The following is a 17898-nucleotide window of genomic DNA, read 5'->3' as shown; positions in this document are numbered from 1 at the left end:
CCGCGTGCCGACCTACTCGTTCACCGTCAACGGCAAGCCCGTCACCGTGGACGCGCCCGCCGACCTGCCCGCGCTGTGGGCGCTGCGGGACAAGCTGGGCGTCACCGGGCCGAAGTACGGCTGCGGGGTCGACGTGTGCAAGGCGTGCACCAGCCACCTCGACGGCGAGGCGTTCAACCCCTGCGTGACCCCGGTCGCCGAGGTGGCGGGCCGCTCGGTGACCACGATCGAGGGCCTGGCCGACGGCGACGCGCTGCACCCGGTGCAGCAGGCGTGGCTGGAGCAGGACGTCGCCCAGTGCGGCTACTGCCAGCCGGGCCAGATCATGGCCGCGGTCGCGCTGCTGCGCCGCACCCCGGACCCGACCGACGCCGACATCGACGCCATCGAGAACGTCTGCCGGTGCGGGACGTACTTCCGGGTCCGGCAGGCGATCAAGCGGGCCGCCGAGCTGATGCGCAGCTGACTTCCCGCTGCCCGATCCCCGCCCGGGGTGACAGGATCAGGGGGTGGGCACCCTCCTGGCCGTCAGCGACCTGCACATCACCTACGACGAGAACCGCGAGATCACCCGGGGTCTGCGGCCGGAGTCGGCCGAGGACTGGCTGATCGTCGCCGGGGACATCGCCGAGCGGATCAGCGACGTGCGGTGGGCGCTGGAGCTGCTGGCGGGCCGCTTCGCCAAGGTCGTGTGGACCCCGGGCAACCACGAGCTGTGGACCACGCCCAACGACGAGGACCAGTCCCGCGGTGTCGAGCGCTACGAGCGGCTGGTCGCGGTGTGCCGGGAGCTGGGCGTGCTCACCCCGGAGGACCCGTACGCGGTGTGGGAGGGCGACGGCGGCCCGGTCCGGCTGGCGCCGCTGTTCATCGGCTACGACTACTCCTTCCACGCCCCCGGGGCCGCCGACAAGGACGAGTCCCTGGCGATCGCCCACGCCGCCGGGATCGTCTGCACCGACGAGTACTACCTGTTCCCCGACCCCTTCGAGTCCCGCGACGCCTGGTGCCGGGCCCGCGCCGCCGAGACCGAGGCGCGGCTGGCGGCCTGCGACCCGTCGGTGCCGCTGGTGCTGATCAACCACTACCCGACCGTGCGCGAGCCGACCCGCATCCTGCGGTACCCGGAGTTCGCCCAGTGGTGCGGCACGGCCCTGACCGCCGACTGGCACACCCGCTTCCGGACCGCGGCGATGATCTACGGCCACCTGCACGTCCCGCGGGTCACCCACCACGACGGCGTGCGCTTCCAGGAGGTCAGCCTCGGCTACCCGCGGGAGTGGAAGCGCCACGGCCTCCCGCACGGCATCCTGCGCAAGGTCTTCCCCACCGCCGCCCGGGTTTGACCACCGCACCCCGCGCCAACTGCGCGGATGGGTGATCGCACTACCAGCGGATGAACGGATCGACTACCTCCTGTGACCGTTATCACCGCGGGGTTATGGGGTACTGGGATGAGTCGCGGGAGCCGGGCCGGCCGATCCTTTAGATGAACGAGAGTCGACGCCCGGCGGTCCGCAATGGGGCGACGCGCAGGGGCGGCGACGTGGAGGGTGGCTCGCCATGACGGCGGCGAACATCGCGGCGTTGCACGCCGTGGACGGAAGACCGGAACCGGTCGGGTTCGAGGTGGCCGAGTACCGCTCGGTGCTGCGCTGGCCGGTGGACGGCGACAACCGCGGCGCCTACCTGGAGCTCGGCCCCGAGGTCGGCGCCCTGCGCATGCGCGCGGGACTCGGCGCCGAGGTCCAGTGGTGGCTGCGGCTGCGCATGCTGGCCGGGCCGGTCCTGGCGGTGCCGGGCAAGCGCACCGAGTGGACCTTCCTCACCCAGCCCGCGACCGACGAGCAGCGCAAGCGGCCGCTGCCGCCGGGCGTGGAGCCGGTCGCGGCGCGGGTGCTGCTGCCCACGCCGGACACCGACCGCGCGGTGACGCACTGGGCGACCGCGCCGGACCTGGCGCACCCGTCGCTGCCGCTGTTCAGCTCCGTGGTGGGGGCCGTGCGCAGCGTGCTCTACGGGCACCGCTTCTAGCCCAGGGGGCCGCCGCGCCACCCCGGTGGCGGGCGCGGCGGCCGACCGGGCACGATCGTGGGCACCATGACGCTCACCGCCCGCCTCCCCGGCTCCCCCGACCCAGACGCCCTGTTCGACGCCTTCGCGGCCTGGGCCGCCGACCGCGGGCTCACGCTGTACCCGGCGCAGGAAGAAGCCCTGATGGAGCTGGTCTCCGGGGCGAACGTCATCCTCAACACCCCGACCGGCTCCGGCAAGTCGCTGGTGGCCACGGGCGCGCACTTCGTCGCGCTGGCCCACGGGCAGCGCACCTTCTACACCGCGCCGATCAAGGCGCTGGTGTCGGAGAAGTTCTTCGCCCTCTGCGAGATCTTCGGGGCGTCCGAGGTCGGGATGATGACCGGGGACTCCAGCGTCAACCCGGGCGCGCCGATCATCTGCTGCACCGCCGAGATCCTGGCCAACATCGCCCTGCGCGACGGGGCCGACGCCGACGTCGGCCAGGTCGTGATGGACGAGTTCCACTTCTACAGCGAGCCCGACCGCGGGTGGGCCTGGCAGGTGCCGCTGCTGGAGCTGCCGAAGGCGCAGTTCCTGCTGATGTCGGCCACGCTCGGCGACGTCACCCGGTTCCAGGAGGACCTGACCCGGCGCACCGGCCGCGACACCGCGGTCGTGGCCAGCGGCGAGCGGCCGGTCCCGCTGTTCTTCTCCTTCGGCATGACGCCCCTGCACGAGGCGCTGGAGGAGCTGCTGAGCACCAACCAGACCCCCGTCTACGTCGTGCACTTCACCCAGGCCGCGGCGCTGGAGCGCGCCCAGGCGCTGATGAGCATCAACGTCTGCACCCGCCAGGAGAAGGACGAGATCGCCAAGCTGATCGGCGACTTCCGCTTCTCCCCCGGCTTCGGCAAGACGCTGAGCAGGCTGGTCCGCCACGGCATCGGCGTGCACCACGCGGGCATGCTGCCCAAGTACCGGCGGCTGGTGGAGCGGCTGGCCCAGGCCGGGCTGATGAAGATCGTGTGCGGGACCGACACCCTCGGCGTGGGGATCAACGTGCCGATCCGCACGGTGGTGTTCACCGCGCTGTCGAAGTACGACGGGGTCAAGACGCGGCTGCTCAAGGCCCGGGAGTTCCACCAGATCGCCGGGCGGGCGGGCCGGGCGGGCTACGACACCGTCGGGACCGTGCTGGTGCAGGCGCCCGAGCACGTCATCGAGAACGAGAAGGCGCTGGCCAAGCTCGGCGACGACCCGAAGAAGAAGCGCAAGTTCGTGCGCAAGAAGCCGCCGGAGGGCATGGTCTCCTGGGGCAAGCCGACCTTCGAGCGGCTGGTCGAGGCCGAGCCGGAGCCGCTGACGTCGAGCTTCCAGGTCAGCCACGCGATGCTGCTCAACGTCATCGGGCGGCCCGGCGACGCCTTCCAGGCGATGCGCAAGCTGCTCACCGACAACCACGAGGACCGGCCCGCGCAGCGCCGCCACATCCGCCGGGCCATCGCGATCTACCGGGCGCTGCTGGCCGCGGGCGTGGTCCGCAAGCTCGACGAGCCCGACGAGCAGGGCCGCACGATCGCCCTGGCCGAGGACTTCCAGGTCGACTTCGCCCTCAACCAGCCGCTGTCGCCGTTCGCGCTGGCCGCGATCGAGCTGCTGGACCGGCAGTCGCCGTCCTACGCCCTCGACGTGGTGTCGGTGGTGGAGTCCATCCTGGACGACCCGCGCCAGGTGCTCTCCGCCCAGCAGCACAAGGCGCGCGGCGAGGCGGTCGCGGCGATGAAGTCCGAGGGCATGGACTACGACGAGCGCATGGCCCTGCTGGACGAGGTCACCTACCCCAAGCCGCTGGCCGAGCTGCTCGACGCGGCGTTCACCACCTACCGGCGCGGGCACCCGTGGGTCGGCGACCACCGGCTGTCGCCGAAGTCGGTCGTGCGGGACATGTACGAGCGGGCGATGACCTTCGCCGAGCTGGTGTCCTTCTACGGCCTGGCCCGCTCGGAGGGCCTGGTGCTGCGCTACCTCGCCGACGCCTACAAGGCGCTGCGGCAGACCGTGCCGGACGAGGCCAAGACCGAGGAGCTGACCGACCTGGTGGAGTGGCTGGGCGAGCTGGTCCGCCAGGTCGACTCCAGCCTGCTGGACGAATGGGAGAAGCTGACCAGCCCGGACGCCGAGACCGCCGCCGCGGTCGACGAGGCCCCGCCCGCGGTCACGACCAACCCGCGCGCCTTCCGGGTGCTGGTGCGCAACGCGCTGTTCCACCGGGTGCAGCTGGCCGCCCGCCGCGACTGGGCCGCCCTCGGCGACCTCGACGGCGACAGCGGCTGGGACGCCGAGGCGTGGGCGGACGCGCTGGAGCCGTACTTCGACGTCCACGCCCAGATCGGCACCGGCCCGGACGCCCGCGGCCCGGCCCTGCTCATCCTCGACCAATCCGAAGACGCCTGGCACGCCCGCCAGATCTTCGACGACCCCAACGGCGACCACGACTGGGGCTTCACCGCCGACATCGACCTGCGCGCCTCGGATGAGGCGGGGACGGCGGTCCTGGCGGTGCGCACGGTCGGGGAGTTCTGAGGCCCAGCCGCGATGGCGGGGGCCGGGACGGCCGATCGCTACCTAGCCGAGACGAAACGGCGGTCCTGGCCGTGCGGTAGGGAGTTCTGAGTGGCAGCCGCGGTGACGAGGGCTGGGACGGCCGACGGCTGCCCGGGTTGAAGCGGCACCGCGGCGCTGGCCGTTCGGTGTGGGCGTTCTGAGGGGCAGCCGCGATGGAGCGGCCGGGGGGCCATCGCGTGGCGGGCCAGGGGTGTGGGTTTGGCGGCGCGGTGGTTTCTTGTGGGGGTGGTGCCAAGGCTCGGGCGCGGATTCTGTGCGGGCGGATAGGTGTTGGGGTGGGGCGTTGATCCGCCCTGGTCGGCGTGGGACGGTCGGGGTTCGTGGATCGGGGTGGGTGGTGAACGGTGGTGGGGCTGCGTGGGTTGCTGGCGGTTGCGGTCGCGGTGACGTTGGGGGTGGGGGTGCTGGTGGTCGTGCGGGGTGGGGCGGTGGGGGGTGAGTGCACTGTTCCGGCGCATGTGGAAGGGGCCGCGGGGGTGCCGTCGGCGGCGCCGGGTGGGGGTGGGTTGCGGGTGGTGGAGCAGGGGTTCAGCCAGGACGGCGATGTGGTCAGCGTGGGGGCGGTGTTGGAGAACACGAGCGAGCGGGTGGCCTATCGGACGCGGGTGTTGGTTCGGTTGTTCGACGGCAAGCGGATGTGGTTGCCGGAGGAGGGGGCTGGGGAGGTCCGGCGGGTCGTCGAGGTTCCGGTGGTGGGTGCGGGTGGGCGGGTTGGGGTGGGGGTGGAGGCGCGGCCTGCGCGGCTGCACGGGGGTGCGCGGGCGGTGGTGGCGTCGTTCGAGGTGGAGTTGCTCACCACGACGTGGGTGGCGGGGGCTGCGCTCGGGGCGTTCCGGGTGGTCGGCGCTGATGGGGTCCGGGCGGCTGGGGGCAGCGTGCGCTACCGGGAGGACTCGCCCAACTGCCGGGCGCTGACCAGCCGCGGGGCCGCCGCCGTCTACCGGGATGCCGCTGGTCAGATCGTCGGCGGGACGCTGGAGCCTGCGGGGGCGTTGATCGTCTTCCGGGACTCGGCGGGGGCGGTCGTGGGCGGGGAGCCCGATCCGCCGGAGTCGCCGCCCTGCTCGCCCGGTGCGCGGACGATGTGGATCGTCCCCACGCACCCGCCGCCTCCGGCTACCGCGCGGATAGAGGTGCATCCGTACTGCGACCTGTCGCGGCCCCCGTCCGCGACCGGGGTCCGCGAGCCCCGCAACTGACGCCTACGGTGGAGGGGCGGAGGAAGGGGATCGAGTGGGCGACGGCGATCAGGTGGTGCGGTGCGACCAGGGGCACGTGCACTGGGGGCGCTTCGGGGCCGCCGGGTTGCTGCCGGTGTTCGACGGGCACGTGCTGCTCCAGCACCGCGCCGCGTGGACGATGGGCGGCGGCACGTGGGGCACCTTCGGCGGGGCCCGGGACAGCCACGAGGACGCGGTGGCCGCGGCGCTGCGGGAGACGGCCGAGGAGTCGACGCTGGACGCCTCGCTGGTGCGGCCGGTGGGCATCCTGCGGGAGGACCACGGCGGCTGGGCCTACGACACGGTGATCGGCGCGATCGACGCGATGCCCGAGGTCGGCCCGGCGTCCGGGGAGACCGCCGACGCGGCGTGGGTGCCGGTCGACGAGGTGCCGCAGCGGCCGCTGTTCGAGCCGTTCGCCAAGGCGTGGCCGCGGGTGAAGGCGCACCTGCGGCAGCCGGTGCTGGTGGTCGACGGCGCGAACGTGGTGGGGTCGCGGCCGGACGGGTGGTGGCGCGACCGGCTGGGCGCGGCGCGGCGGCTGCGGGACCGGCTGGCCGGGCTCGGCGGGGTCGCTGGCCTGGGCGGGTTCGACCTGGCCTTCCCCGAGGTCGTGCTGGTCGTGGAGGGCCAGGCGCGCGGGGTCGAGCCGGTCGAGGGGGTGGCGGTGGTCGCCGCCCCGGGCAGCGGCGACGACACGATCGCCGAGCTGGCCCACCGGGAGCTGTGCACGGTCGTCACCGCGGATCGGGAGCTGCGGGCGCGGTGCGCGGCCGCGGGTGCGGACGTGGTCGGGCCGCGGTGGCTTCTGGACCGCGTCGGGGAGAGCTAGGCTGACTTGGTGCGACGTTCCGGATGGGTGCGGCACGCGCGGGATCTCGGACCCCACGACCATGTGTGCTGGTGGTACGACGACGCCGCGGAGTTCCGGCTCCGCGCCCGCGAGTTCCTGCGCGACGGCCTGTCCGCGGGCCTCAAGGTCGGCTACGTCGGTTCCGGGGACGTCAGCGGCATGGACCTCGACGGAGCGGCGGAGATCAAACTGCTGGACACGACATACCCGCTGGGCGCGGTCGAGCCCGATGAGCAGGTGCGGGTCTACGCGCGGGCGACCGAGGAGGCCCTGGCCGAGGGCTACAAGGGGCTGCGCATCGCCGCCGAGGCGACCGCGCTGGTGCGCGGGCCGGAGCGGCTGGCGGCGTTCGCCCGGTACGAGCACCTGGTCGACCGGTACATGACCACCCACCCGTTCTCCGCGATGTGCGGCTACGACCGCCGCGAGCTGGGCGATGACGTGGTGGCGCAGGTGTCGTGCATGCACGCGCAGAGCAACTCCCCCGCCGCCGGGTTCCGCCTGCACGGCTCGGCGGACGCCGCCGCCGCGCTCGCCGGTGAGCTGGACATGGCCAACCGGTCCCTGCTGGACCTGGCGCTGCGGCGGGTCGAGCTGCCCGTCGAGGACGGCGAGGTGGTGCTGGACGCGACCGACCTGTCGTTCATGGACCACAGCAGCCTGCTGCGCCTGGCCGACTACGCCGCCGCCCGCACCGCGACCCTGGTGCTGCGCACCGCCTGGCCGGGCGCCCCGCGCCTGGCGGCGGCGCTGGGCCTGGCCAACGTCCGGGTGGAGCAGCCATGACCTTCATCCACCCCGCCCTGTTCTACCGCTCCGACGAGGAGTACCTGTCGGTCCTGGTGCCCTTCGTGACCGAGGGCCTGGCCGCGGGCCACCCGGTGGCCGCCGCCGTCCCGACCCCGCGCCTAGCCCTCCTGCGCACCGCCTTGGACCCCGCGCGCGTCACCTTGATCGACATGTCCGAGGCGGGCCGCAACCCGACCCGCATCATCGCGGGCGTCCTGCGCAACTTCGCCGACAACCACCCCGACACCCACGTCCGCATCATCGGCGAACCGATCTGGGCAGGCCGCAGCGAACTGGAATACCCCGCGTGCGCCCAGCACGAAGCCCTGATCAACGATGCCTTCGCCACCCGCGACGTGACAATTGTGTGCCCGTACGACACCACCACCTTGTCCCCCACGGCCATCGCCGACGCGCGGGAAACGCACCCGGAGATCTGGGAACCCCACACCCGCTACGCGAGCGCGCACTACGCCCCGGAAGCGGTCGTCTCCCGCTACAACCTCCCCCTGAACGGCACCCCGGACGCGGCGACCTTCCCCGTCGCCACCTCCACCGACATCAGCGCCGCCCGCCGCTTCACCGCCCACCACGCCCGAGCGCTCGGCCTCCCCGACCACCGAATCGTGGACCTGGAGCTGATCGCCACCGAACTGATCACCAACAGCCTCACCCACGCCAAATCCCCCTGCACCCTCCGCCTCTGGCGCCACGGCAACCACGTGGTCTGCGAAGTCACCGACAACGGCCAACTGACGAACCCGCTCGCAGGCCGAACCCCAGCCCCACCAAACCAGCCCTTCGGCCGAGGCCTCCTCTTGGTCAACGACCTCTCAGACCTGGTCAGAATCCACACCACCCCCACCGGAACCACTTTGCGATCGCTGCTCCGGGTCAACTAAACGCAAAAGAAATCAGCGCCACCACCCACAAAACAGCAGCGCCACCACAACCGAACCGCAACGCGCCCCCCCAAAGTGTCCGATGGGGTGGACTTGCATTCGCGGGGAGCGAAACGCCGCTAAACTTGCGGGGGCGTGAACGGGCTCCGCCCGCCTTCACCGCCTTCACGCCCAAGCGGCGTTTCGCTTAGGGGTCCCCGCGAATGCAAGTTCACCCCATCGGACCACCCACCCAAAGTCGCGCACCCACCACCCACCAAGCCGCGCATCCACCACCCACGCACGCAAGCCGCGCATTCACTACCCACCCACCCAAGCCGCGCATTCACTACCCACCCACCCAAGCCGCGCATTCACCACCCACGCACGCAAGCCGCGCACCCCACCACCCAACCCACCGCACCCAACCCGCGCACCCCACAACGCAAAGCGCGCCCGCGGTGGGCCGAGGGCCTACCGCGGGCGCACCCCATCCCATCACCCAAACTTCAGGCAAGCGAGCCGCGCACCGGCGTGGCCGCCTTCGTGGGTCCGGTGCTCGTGCAGGACGACGGTGTCGGCCTGCCGGTCGCCGAAGGTCCAAGCGACTCGGGATACCGCGTAGGCGCGTCCCCAGCGGTCCGTCGTGAAGTCGAGCCAGACCTCGTTGCGGGGGTTCGCGTAGGCGGGGTCCGTCGACGGCTGGTTCGGGTCGGGGACGTTCTGGAAGTGGGGGCCGGAGTCGGCGGGGTTGGGGCCGCAGGGGCGGACGTGCACGTGGGCCCCGTAGCCGGTGTTCGGCGGCAGGCCGGAGACCAGCAGCGCGACGACCGTGCGGCCGCGCGAGGAGTGGGACACCACCGTCGCCTTAGCGCCGATCGGCACCCGTTCCTGGTTGTACGTGACCCCCTCGGCGCCGGGCCGGTACTCATCGAACACCACTGTCCGCCAGTGTCCTGTACCGGTCGCCGCCGGGGCCGCCGCGGCCGGGACCGCGCCCATCAGAGCCAGACCTATCGCAACAATTAGCGTTCGCACAGGGCCAGTGTCGTGGTCCGGTGACCGAGCGTCAACCCAGGGCGACGATTCGAAAACACACAGTTAGGCGGTCATGTTTGCGGTTCGTCCCGAGACTCCGGGATCACGATGATGGTGGGCTCGACGCGCTCGGACGGGACCACCACGGAGTCGATCACGCCGGAGCGCCGGGCCGCGCGCCGGAGCAGGCGCTTGCGCACCAGGGAGCGGGTCGGCGGGAACAGCAGCCCCAGGGCGAGCACGTCGCTGATGAGGCCGGGCACGAACACCAGCACGCCCGCGGCGGCGATCAGCATGCCGTCGACGACCTCGCGGTCGGGGACGCGCCGGGCGAACACCGCCTCCTGGAGCGCGCCGAGCGCCCGCGCGCCCTCGCGGCGCAGCAGCCACCCGCCGAGCAGGGTGGCGGCGACCAGCAGCAGGATCGTCGGCAGCAGCCCGACGAGCCCGCCGATCCACACCAGCACGCCGATCTCGACGGCCATCGCGAGCAGCAGCAGCACCAAGACGGGCACGACCTGCCTCCTTCCACGTCTGTACCGGTTCAACGCGCGAGCGGGCCCAATCATCCCCGATCCGGCGAAATCGCAGGTCAGAGACCTGAGGGCGGCTCAGGGCCCGTCAAGGGGCGCGTGGCGATTTTCACGCGCGCCGTTCGGCGTATCCCGGACACGTGCATTTCACACTATTGTCATGAGAACCCCGGTCGATCCCGGGGTGACCAGACGGCGGCGGGACCGTGCCAGCGCAGTCCGCCCGACGCCCCAGCTCGACCCCCAGCGTCCGCACAGCGCAGTGCGTTGATGATCTCCAGCGCCCGTCCGCCAACGGTGTCACGACGGCCGCTTCCCCCGCACGACGAGGTGCGCTCACCGCCCGGTCCCGGGCAGTCCAATGTCGCCGGAAGATCCGGGGGCGCCACCGGGTCGCGGGGTCCGCGCGCATCGCCGCCTGCCCCCTGCCCGCTTGGTGCTCCCGCCATTTGGGAGGGCCGCTAGCGTGACGACCCGCCAAGACCACCTGCGGGGTGGTCTCTACGACGAGCAGTACGAGCACGATGCGTGCGGTGTGGCCTTCGTGGCCGACCTCACCGGACGCCGAGACCACGGCATCGTCGCCAAAGCCCTCGTCGCCCTGCGCAACCTGGAGCACCGCGGGGCCCGCGGCGCCGAGCCGGACACCGGCGACGGCGCGGGCATCCTGATCCAGGTGCCGGACGCCTTCTTCCGCGCGGTCGTCGACTTCGACCTGCCCGCCGACTACGCCGTGGGCACCGCATTCCTGCCCGTGGACGCGGCCGAGCGGGCCGCCGCCGTCTCAGCCATTGAGACGATCGCCGCGGAGGAGGGCGCCGTCGTGCTGGGCTGGCGCGAGCTGCCGGTCCGGCGCGAGCACTGCGGGGCGACCGCCGCGGCCGTGATGCCGCACTTCGCGCAGCTGTTCATCGCCGCGGCCGACGGGGTGGGCGGGCTGGCGCTGGAGCGGCTGGCGTTCTGCGTGCGCAAGCGCGCCGAGCGGGCCGCCGACGTCTACTTCCCGAGCCTGTCGGGAAGGACCATCGTCTACAAGGGAATGCTCACCGAGCCCCAGGTCGCCCGGTTCTTCCCGGACCTGACCGACGAGCGCGTCACCAGCTCCATCGGCCTGGTCCACTCCCGCTTCTCGACCAACACCTTCCCGTCCTGGCCGCTGGCCCACCCGTACCGCTACGTCGCGCACAACGGGGAGATCAACACCCTGCGCGGCAACCGCAACTGGATGGACGCCCGCGAGGCGACGCTGGCCACCGACCTCATCCCGGGCGACCTGCGCCGCGTCCTGCCGGTGATCACCCGCGGGGCCAGCGACTCCGCCTCCTTCGACGAGGTGCTGGAGCTGCTGCACCTGGGCGGCCGGTCGCTGCCGCACGCGGTGCTGATGATGATCCCCGAGGCGTGGGAGAACCACACCACGATGGACCCGGCGCGGCGGGCGTTCTACCAGTTCCACTCCACGCTGATGGAGGCGTGGGACGGCCCGGCGCTGGTGTCCTTCACCGACGGCACCCAGATCGGCGCGGTGCTCGACCGCAACGGCCTGCGGCCCGCCCGGTACTGGGTCACCGAGGACGGCTTGGTCGTGCTGGCCTCCGAGGTCGGCGTGCTGGACATCGACCCGACCGCGATCGTCCGCAAGGGACGGCTGGAGCCCGGCCGGATGTTCCTGGTCGACACCGCCCAGGGCCGGATCATCGACGACGAGGAGATCAAGGGCGAGCTGGCCGCCGCGCACCCCTACGGCGAGTGGGTCGCGGCGGGGCTGGTCCCGCTGGAGACCCTGCCCGCCCGCGAGCGCGAGGCGCCCACGCACGCCTCCCTGGTGCGCCGCCAGCAGGCGTTCGGCTACACCCAGGAGGAGCTGACGCTGCTGCTGGAGCCGATGGCCCGCACCGGGGCCGAGCCGATCGGGTCGATGGGCAACGACGCCCCGCTGGCCCCGCTCTCGGCCGACCAGCGCCCGCTCTACGACTACTTCAGCCAGCTGTTCGCCCAGGTCACCAACCCGCCGCTGGACGCGATCCGGGAGGAGCTGGTCACCAGCCTTGGCACCCAGCTCGGCGCCGAGCCCAACCTGCTGGCCGCGGGCGCGGACTCGTGCAGGCGCATCACCCTGCCGTTCCCGGTGCTGGACAACGACGAGCTGGCCAAGATCGTCCACGCCAACGACGACGGCGACCTGCCGGAGTTCCAGTCGGTGACCGTCCACGGCCGCTACGCGGTGCGCGGCGGCGGGGACGCGCTGCGCGAGGAGCTGACCCGGCTGCGCGCGGAGGTCTCCGCGGCCATCCGCGGCGGCGCGCGGATCGTGGTGCTGTCCGACCGCGGGGTGGACGAGGAGTTCGCGCCGATCCCGTCGCTGCTGCTCGTCGGCGCGGTGCACCAGCACCTGGTGCGGGAGAAGACGCGCTCGCAGGTGAGCCTGGTCGTGGAGACCGGCGACGCCCGCGAGGTGCACCACATCGCCCTGCTGATCGGCTACGGCGCGTCCGCGGTCAACCCGTACCTGGCGATGGCCACGGTCGAGGAGATGGCCGACCGCGGCCTCATCCCCGGCGTCGACGCCAAGCAGGCCGCACGCAACCTCATCAAGGCCCTGGGCAAGGGCTTGCGCAAGACCATGTCGAAGATGGGCGTGTCCACTGTGGCGTCCTACCACGGCGCGCAGATCTTCGAGGCGCTCGGCCTGGGCGAGGAGGTCATCGATGCCTGCTTCACCGGCACCACCTCCCGGCTGGGCGGGGTCGGCTTCGACGTGCTGGCCGAGGAGGTGGCCCGCCGCCACCGCGCGGCCTTCCCGGCCGACGGGGTGCGCGCCAGCCACCGCGAGCTGGCGGTGGGCGGGGACTACCAGTGGCGGCGCGAGGGCGAGCCGCACCTGTTCAACCCGCAGACGGTGTTCAAGCTCCAGCACTCCACCCGCTCGGGCAAGTACGAGATCTTCAAGGAGTACACCAAGCTCGTCGACGACCAGTCGGCGTCGCTGAAGACGCTGCGCGGGCTGTTCGCGTTCAAGGAGGGCGTGCGGCCGCCGGTGCCGATCGAGGAGGTCGAGCCGGTCAGCTCGATCGTCAAGCGCTTCTCCACCGGCGCGATCTCCTACGGCTCGATCTCCCAGGAGATGCACGAGACGCTGGCCATCGCGATGAACCGGCTGGGCGCGAAGTCCAACACCGGCGAGGGCGGCGAGGACCCCGAGCGCCTCTACGACCCGCAGCGCCGCTCGGCGATCAAGCAGGTGGCCTCCGGCCGGTTCGGGGTGACCAGCGAGTACCTGGTCAACGCCGACGACCTCCAGATCAAGATGGCGCAGGGCGCCAAGCCCGGCGAGGGCGGGCAGCTGCCCGGCACGAAGGTCTACCCGTGGATCGCCAAGACCCGGCACTCCACGCCCGGGGTCGGGCTGATCTCCCCGCCGCCGCACCACGACATCTACTCCATCGAGGACCTGGCCCAGCTCATCCACGACCTGAAGAACGCCAACCCGCGGGCCCGCGTGCACGTCAAGCTGGTCTCCGAGGTCGGCGTCGGCACGGTCGCGGCCGGGGTGTCCAAGGCGCACGCCGACGTGGTGCTCATCTCCGGGCACGACGGCGGGACCGGCGCGTCGCCGTTGTCGTCGATCAAGCACGCTGGCGGGCCGTGGGAGCTGGGGCTGGCCGAGACGCAGCAGACGCTGCTGGCCAACCGGCTGCGCGACCGGATCGTGGTGCAGACCGACGGGCAGCTCAAGACCGGCCGCGACGTGGTGGTCGCGGCGCTGCTGGGGGCCGAGGAGTTCGGCTTCGCCACCGCGCCGCTGGTGGTGTCCGGCTGCGTGATGATGCGGGTGTGCCACCTGGACACCTGCCCGGTCGGGGTGGCCACGCAGAACCCCGTGCTGCGCGAGCGGTTCAACGGCAAGGCGGAGTACGTGGTGAACTTCTTCGAGTTCATCGCCCAAGAGGTGCGCGAGCTGCTGGCGGCGCTGGGCTTCCGCACGCTGGCCGAGGCCGTGGGCCACGCCGAGCTGCTGGACACCCGCGCGGCGGTCGACCACTGGAAGGCCAGCGGGCTGGACCTCTCGCCGATCTTCCACGTGCCCGAGCTGCCCGAGGGCGCCTCGCGCCACCAGGTCGTCGCCCAGGACCACGGGCTGGAGCGGGCGCTGGACAACACGCTCATCCAGCTCGCCGAGGGCGCGCTGGAGGCGGGCGACAAGGTGCGGCTGGAGCTGCCCGTGCGCAACGTCAACCGGACCGTGGGCACGATGCTGGGCTCGGAGGTGACCCGGCGCTGGGGCGGCGGCGGGCTGCCCGACGACACCATCGACGTGACCTTCACCGGCACGGCGGGCCAGTCCTTCGGCGCGTTCCTGCCCGGCGGGGTCACGCTGCGGCTGGTCGGCGACGCCAACGACTACGTGGGCAAGGGCCTCTCCGGTGGGCGGATCACCGTGCGGCCGCACCCGGAGGCGCAGTTCGCCGCCGAGCAGCACGTCATCGCGGGCAACGTGATCGGCTACGGCGCCACCAGCGGGGAGCTGTTCCTGCGCGGCAAGGTCGGCGAGCGGTTCTGCGTGCGCAACTCCGGCGCGCTGGCCGTCGTGGAGGGCGTGGGCGACCACGGCTGCGAGTACATGACCGGTGGGCGCGTCGTCGTGCTCGGGCCGACCGGGCGCAACTTCGCGGCGGGCATGTCCGGCGGCATCGCCTACGTGCTCGACCTCGACCCCGCCCGGGTCAACCCGGAGATGGTCGACCTCGACCCGCTCGACGTCGACGACCACGACTTCCTGCGCGAGACCGTCGCGCGCCACCAGGCCGAGACCGACTCGGCGGTGGCCCGCTCCCTGCTGGCCGACTGGGACGGGGTCGTCAGCCGCTTCACCAAGGTGATGCCCAAGGACTACAAGCGCGTGCTGGCCGCCCGCGCGGCGGCCGAGGCCGATGGCCGCGACATCGACCAGGCGATCATGGAGGCCGCACATGGCTGACCCCAAGGGCTTTCTGACCACCCCGCGGGAGGACGCCCCCTCCCGGCCGGTGTTCCTGCGGCTGCGGGACTGGCGCGAGGTCTACGACGAGTTCGGCGGGGAGCGCGTGGCCAAGCAGGCCGGGCGGTGCATGGACTGCGGCATCCCGTTCTGCCACCAGGGCTGCCCGCTGGGCAACCTGGTGCCGGAGTGGAACACGCTGGTGTGGCGCGACGACTGGCGCGCGGCGGCCGAGCGGCTGCACGCGACCAACAACTTCCCGGAGTTCACCGGCACGCTGTGCCCCGCGCCCTGCGAGGCGGCGTGCGTGCTGGGGATCAACCAGGACCCGGTCAGCATCAAGCGGGTCGAGATCTCGATCGTGGACCGGGCGTGGGACGAGGGGTGGATCACCCCGGTCCCGGCCCCGACGCGCACCGGGAAGACCGTCGCGGTGATCGGGTCCGGGCCCGCGGGGCTGGCCGCGGCCCAGCAGCTCACCCGGGCCGGGCACGACGTGGAGGTGCTGGAGCGCGCCGACGCCATCGGCGGGCTGCTGCGCTACGGGATCCCGGAGTTCAAGATGGAGAAGTCCCGGCTGGACCGCAGGCTGGAGCAGATGCGGGCCGAGGGCACGGTGTTCCGCACCAACGTCGACGCCGGGGTGGACGTGACCGCGGCCGACCTGCGGGCCGGGTACGACGCGGTGGTGCTGGCCTGCGGGGCCACGGCGTGGCGCGACCTGCCGATCCCGGGGCGCGAGCTGGCCGGGGTGCACCAGGCGATGGAGTACCTGCCGCTGGCCAACAAGGTCGCCGCGGGTCTGCTCGACCGCTCCCCCATCGACGCGGCGGGCAAGCACGTCGTGGTCATCGGCGGCGGCGACACCGGGGCCGACTGCGTGGGCACCGCCCACCGGCAGGGCGCGGCGTCGGTGACCCAGCTGGAGATCATGCCCAAGCCGCCGGGGTCGCGCTCGGCCGCCCACCCGTGGCCGACATACCCGATGCTGTACCGGGTGTCCTCGGCGCACGAGGAGGGCGGCGAGCGGGTGTACTCGGTGTCCACGACGGAGTTCGTCGGGGAGGAGCGGGTGCGGGCGGTGCGGCTGGTGGAGGTCCGCGCCGAGGGCGGGCGGTTCACCCCGGTGCCCGGCACCGAGCGCGAACTGCCCGCCGACCTGGTGACCCTGGCGATGGGGTTCGTCGGGCCGGAGAAGTCCGCGCTGCTCACCGACTTGGGCGTCGACCTCGACGACCGCGGCAACGTGGCCCGGGGCGCGGACTTCCAGACGTCGGTGCCGGGGGTGTTCAGCGCGGGTGACGTCGGCCGCGGCCAGTCGCTGATCGTCTGGGCGATCGCGGAGGGCCGCGCTGCCGCCGCGGGCGTCGACGCCTACCTCACCGGCCGCCACCTCCTGCCGCGGCCGATCGCGCCCACGGACCGGCCGCTGGCGTAGGGGTGCTGACTGGTCGGGCCGCGCGGCCGACGACGCCCGCGCGGCCCGTCCGCTGTTTCCGGCTGTCGCCGACGGTCGTCGTGCACACGCGCTGGGGCGCCTGATGCGCTGCTGGGCGCTGGAACTGGTGCCCGATCGCATCCGGGTCAACGCCGTCGCCCCCGGGCCACCGAAGTAGTCGCACCTCCGGTGCGCTCGGGCCGCCACGGCGGGGCGGCAACCCCGCTGCCACCTGACGGCGCCCCCGAATTGCTCTGACCGACTGGGCGCGCCTGCACTGGGCGCGCCTGCACTGGGCGCGCCTGCACGGACCGATCTCGCTCTGGCGGATCGAGGGGCTAGGTCAGGGTCACCGGGAGGGCGGACATGCGCCAGGTGCCGGGGTCGGGGGTGCGGGGGATCTCGCCTGCGATGGCGAGGTTGGGGTAGCGGGTGAGGAGGGCGGTCAGGGCGGATTCGGTTTGGATTCGGGCCAGGGGGGCGCCGAGGCAGTAGTGGGGGCCGTGGGCGTAGGCGAGGTGGTGGGCCGGGGGGCGGGTGATGTCGAGGGTCGGGGAGAAGGCGCGGGGGTCGTGGTTGGCGGCGGCGATGCTGATGGTGACGGGTTCGCCTGCGGGGATGGTCGTGCCTGCGACGTCGACGGGTTCGCGGGTGTAGCGGGGGGTGGTGAGGAGCTGGGGGCTGCACCAGCGGGTCAGCTCCTCGACCGCGCCGGGCATGAGGGCGGGGTCGGCGCGCAGGGCGGCTAGCTGGTCGGGGTGGGTGAGGAGGGCTTCGACGGCGTTGGCGATGAGGTTGGTGGGGGTCTGGCCCGCGAGGACGAGGTGCCAGACGAGGGTGACCAGTTCGGTGTCGGTGAGGCGGTCGCCGTCGTGGACGCGGATGAGGTCGGTGAGGATGTCGTCGGCCGGGGTGGCGCGGCGGCGGGCGACGGCGGCCTTGGCGCCCTCGATGATCGCGGGGATGGCGGCCATGAACTGCGCGCCCGCGCCTGCCGCGACGGCGGCGCCGTGCTCTCGCCACCGCTCGACGTCCGGGACGCCGATCAGCTCGCAGATGACGTCCATCGGGAGGGGGCGGGCGAAGTCGGCGACCAGGTCGGCGGGGTCGGGCAGGGCGGTGAGCAGGCGGTCGACGACGCGCTCGACGCGCGGGCGCAGCGCTTCGGCCCGGCGGGCGCTGAAGGCGGGGGCGACCAGGCGGCGCAGGCGGGCGTGTGCGGGGCCGTCCATCTCGGCCATCGTGTGCAGGTAGGGCTCGACCTCGGGTGGCATGGGCGGGCGGAGGAAGCTCTCCGGCCGCAGCTCGACGCGGTCGTCGCCGAGGACGGCCCTGGCCTCCTCGTAGCGGGTGACGACCCACAGGGCGGTCATGCCCGGCACCACGAGCCGGGCCAGCGGCCCCGCCTCCCGCGCCTCGCCGTACACGCCGAACGGGTCGGTGAGCAGGCGCGGGTCGGTCGCGTGCAGCTCCAGCACTCAGAACCTCCAGATGATGAGAACATATGATGTGAACATCCGGATGATG

The 17898-nt window shown here is 72.7% G+C and carries 13 protein-coding genes; 10 read left to right on the top strand and 3 right to left on the bottom strand.

Annotated elements, in window-relative coordinates:
• Window positions 1-4 precede the first annotated feature (4 nt).
• The 8 genes from ACWEPX_RS03950 (at window position 5) to ACWEPX_RS03915 (ending at window position 8405) form a co-directional block, all read left to right on the top strand.
• Window positions 5-466, top strand: coding sequence for a (2Fe-2S)-binding protein (locus ACWEPX_RS03950; protein ID WP_451895568.1), 462 nt, complete (start codon window positions 5-7; stop codon window positions 464-466).
• A gap of 43 nt (window positions 467-509) precedes the next feature.
• Window positions 510-1346 (top strand): metallophosphoesterase family protein, encoded by an 837-nt coding sequence (locus ACWEPX_RS03945; RefSeq protein WP_451895567.1) that lies wholly within the window; start codon window positions 510-512, stop codon window positions 1344-1346.
• 217 nt (window positions 1347-1563) lie between these two features.
• Window positions 1564-2034, top strand: coding sequence for a hypothetical protein (locus ACWEPX_RS03940; RefSeq protein ID WP_451895566.1), 471 nt, complete (start codon window positions 1564-1566; stop codon window positions 2032-2034).
• 66 nt (window positions 2035-2100) lie between these two features.
• The gene (locus tag ACWEPX_RS03935; RefSeq protein WP_451895565.1) at window positions 2101-4599 is read left to right on the top strand and encodes a DEAD/DEAH box helicase; all 2499 of its coding nucleotides are present in this window, start codon (window positions 2101-2103) and stop codon (window positions 4597-4599) included.
• A 554-nt stretch (window positions 4600-5153) separates the two neighbouring features.
• On the top strand, window positions 5154-5840 hold the full coding sequence (locus ACWEPX_RS03930) for a hypothetical protein (protein ID WP_451895564.1): 687 nt from the start codon (window positions 5154-5156) through the stop codon (window positions 5838-5840).
• 34 nt (window positions 5841-5874) lie between these two features.
• Window positions 5875-6693, top strand: coding sequence for an NUDIX domain-containing protein (locus ACWEPX_RS03925; protein WP_451895563.1), 819 nt, complete (start codon window positions 5875-5877; stop codon window positions 6691-6693).
• 9 nt (window positions 6694-6702) lie between these two features.
• Window positions 6703-7500 (top strand): MEDS domain-containing protein, encoded by a 798-nt coding sequence (locus ACWEPX_RS03920; RefSeq protein WP_451895562.1) that lies wholly within the window; start codon window positions 6703-6705, stop codon window positions 7498-7500.
• Window positions 7497-8405, top strand: coding sequence for an anti-sigma factor RsbA family regulatory protein (locus ACWEPX_RS03915; protein ID WP_451895561.1), 909 nt, complete (start codon window positions 7497-7499; stop codon window positions 8403-8405). The genes ACWEPX_RS03920 and ACWEPX_RS03915 overlap by 4 nt, the downstream gene beginning before the upstream one ends.
• Window positions 8406-8882: 477 nt before the next feature.
• On the opposite strand, the gene ACWEPX_RS03910 is transcribed toward ACWEPX_RS03915, so the two are convergent.
• Both ACWEPX_RS03910 and ACWEPX_RS03905 read right to left on the bottom strand, forming a co-directional pair.
• Complete coding sequence (locus ACWEPX_RS03910) at window positions 8883-9326, bottom strand: superoxide dismutase (RefSeq protein WP_451895560.1); 444 nt, start codon at window positions 9324-9326, stop codon at window positions 8883-8885.
• Between the two features lie 167 nt (window positions 9327-9493).
• The gene (locus tag ACWEPX_RS03905) at window positions 9494-9937 is read right to left on the bottom strand and encodes an FxsA family protein (RefSeq protein WP_451895559.1); all 444 of its coding nucleotides are present in this window, start codon (window positions 9935-9937) and stop codon (window positions 9494-9496) included.
• Between the two features lie 484 nt (window positions 9938-10421).
• Between ACWEPX_RS03905 and gltB the strand changes: the two genes are divergently transcribed.
• Both gltB and ACWEPX_RS03895 read left to right on the top strand, forming a co-directional pair.
• Window positions 10422-14933 carry a glutamate synthase large subunit gene (gltB, locus tag ACWEPX_RS03900; RefSeq protein WP_451895558.1) on the top strand — a complete coding sequence of 1504 codons (4512 nt, stop codon included), beginning with the start codon at window positions 10422-10424 and terminating at the stop codon, window positions 14931-14933.
• A complete protein-coding gene (locus ACWEPX_RS03895) occupies window positions 14926-16371 on the top strand; it encodes a glutamate synthase subunit beta (RefSeq protein ID WP_451895557.1) in 1446 nt (481 codons plus the stop codon). Before gltB ends, ACWEPX_RS03895 begins: the two co-directional genes overlap by 8 nt.
• Window positions 16372-16709: 338 nt before the next feature.
• On the opposite strand, the gene ACWEPX_RS03890 is transcribed toward ACWEPX_RS03895, so the two are convergent.
• A complete protein-coding gene (locus ACWEPX_RS03890) occupies window positions 16710-17849 on the bottom strand; it encodes a cytochrome P450 family protein (protein WP_451895556.1) in 1140 nt (379 codons plus the stop codon).
• Window positions 17850-17898 lie beyond the last annotated feature (49 nt).

Source organism: Actinokineospora sp. NPDC004072, assembly GCF_053604195.1.
The sequence above is the reverse complement of the archived record's forward strand: the minus strand, read 5'-3'. Positions and strand labels throughout refer to the sequence as shown.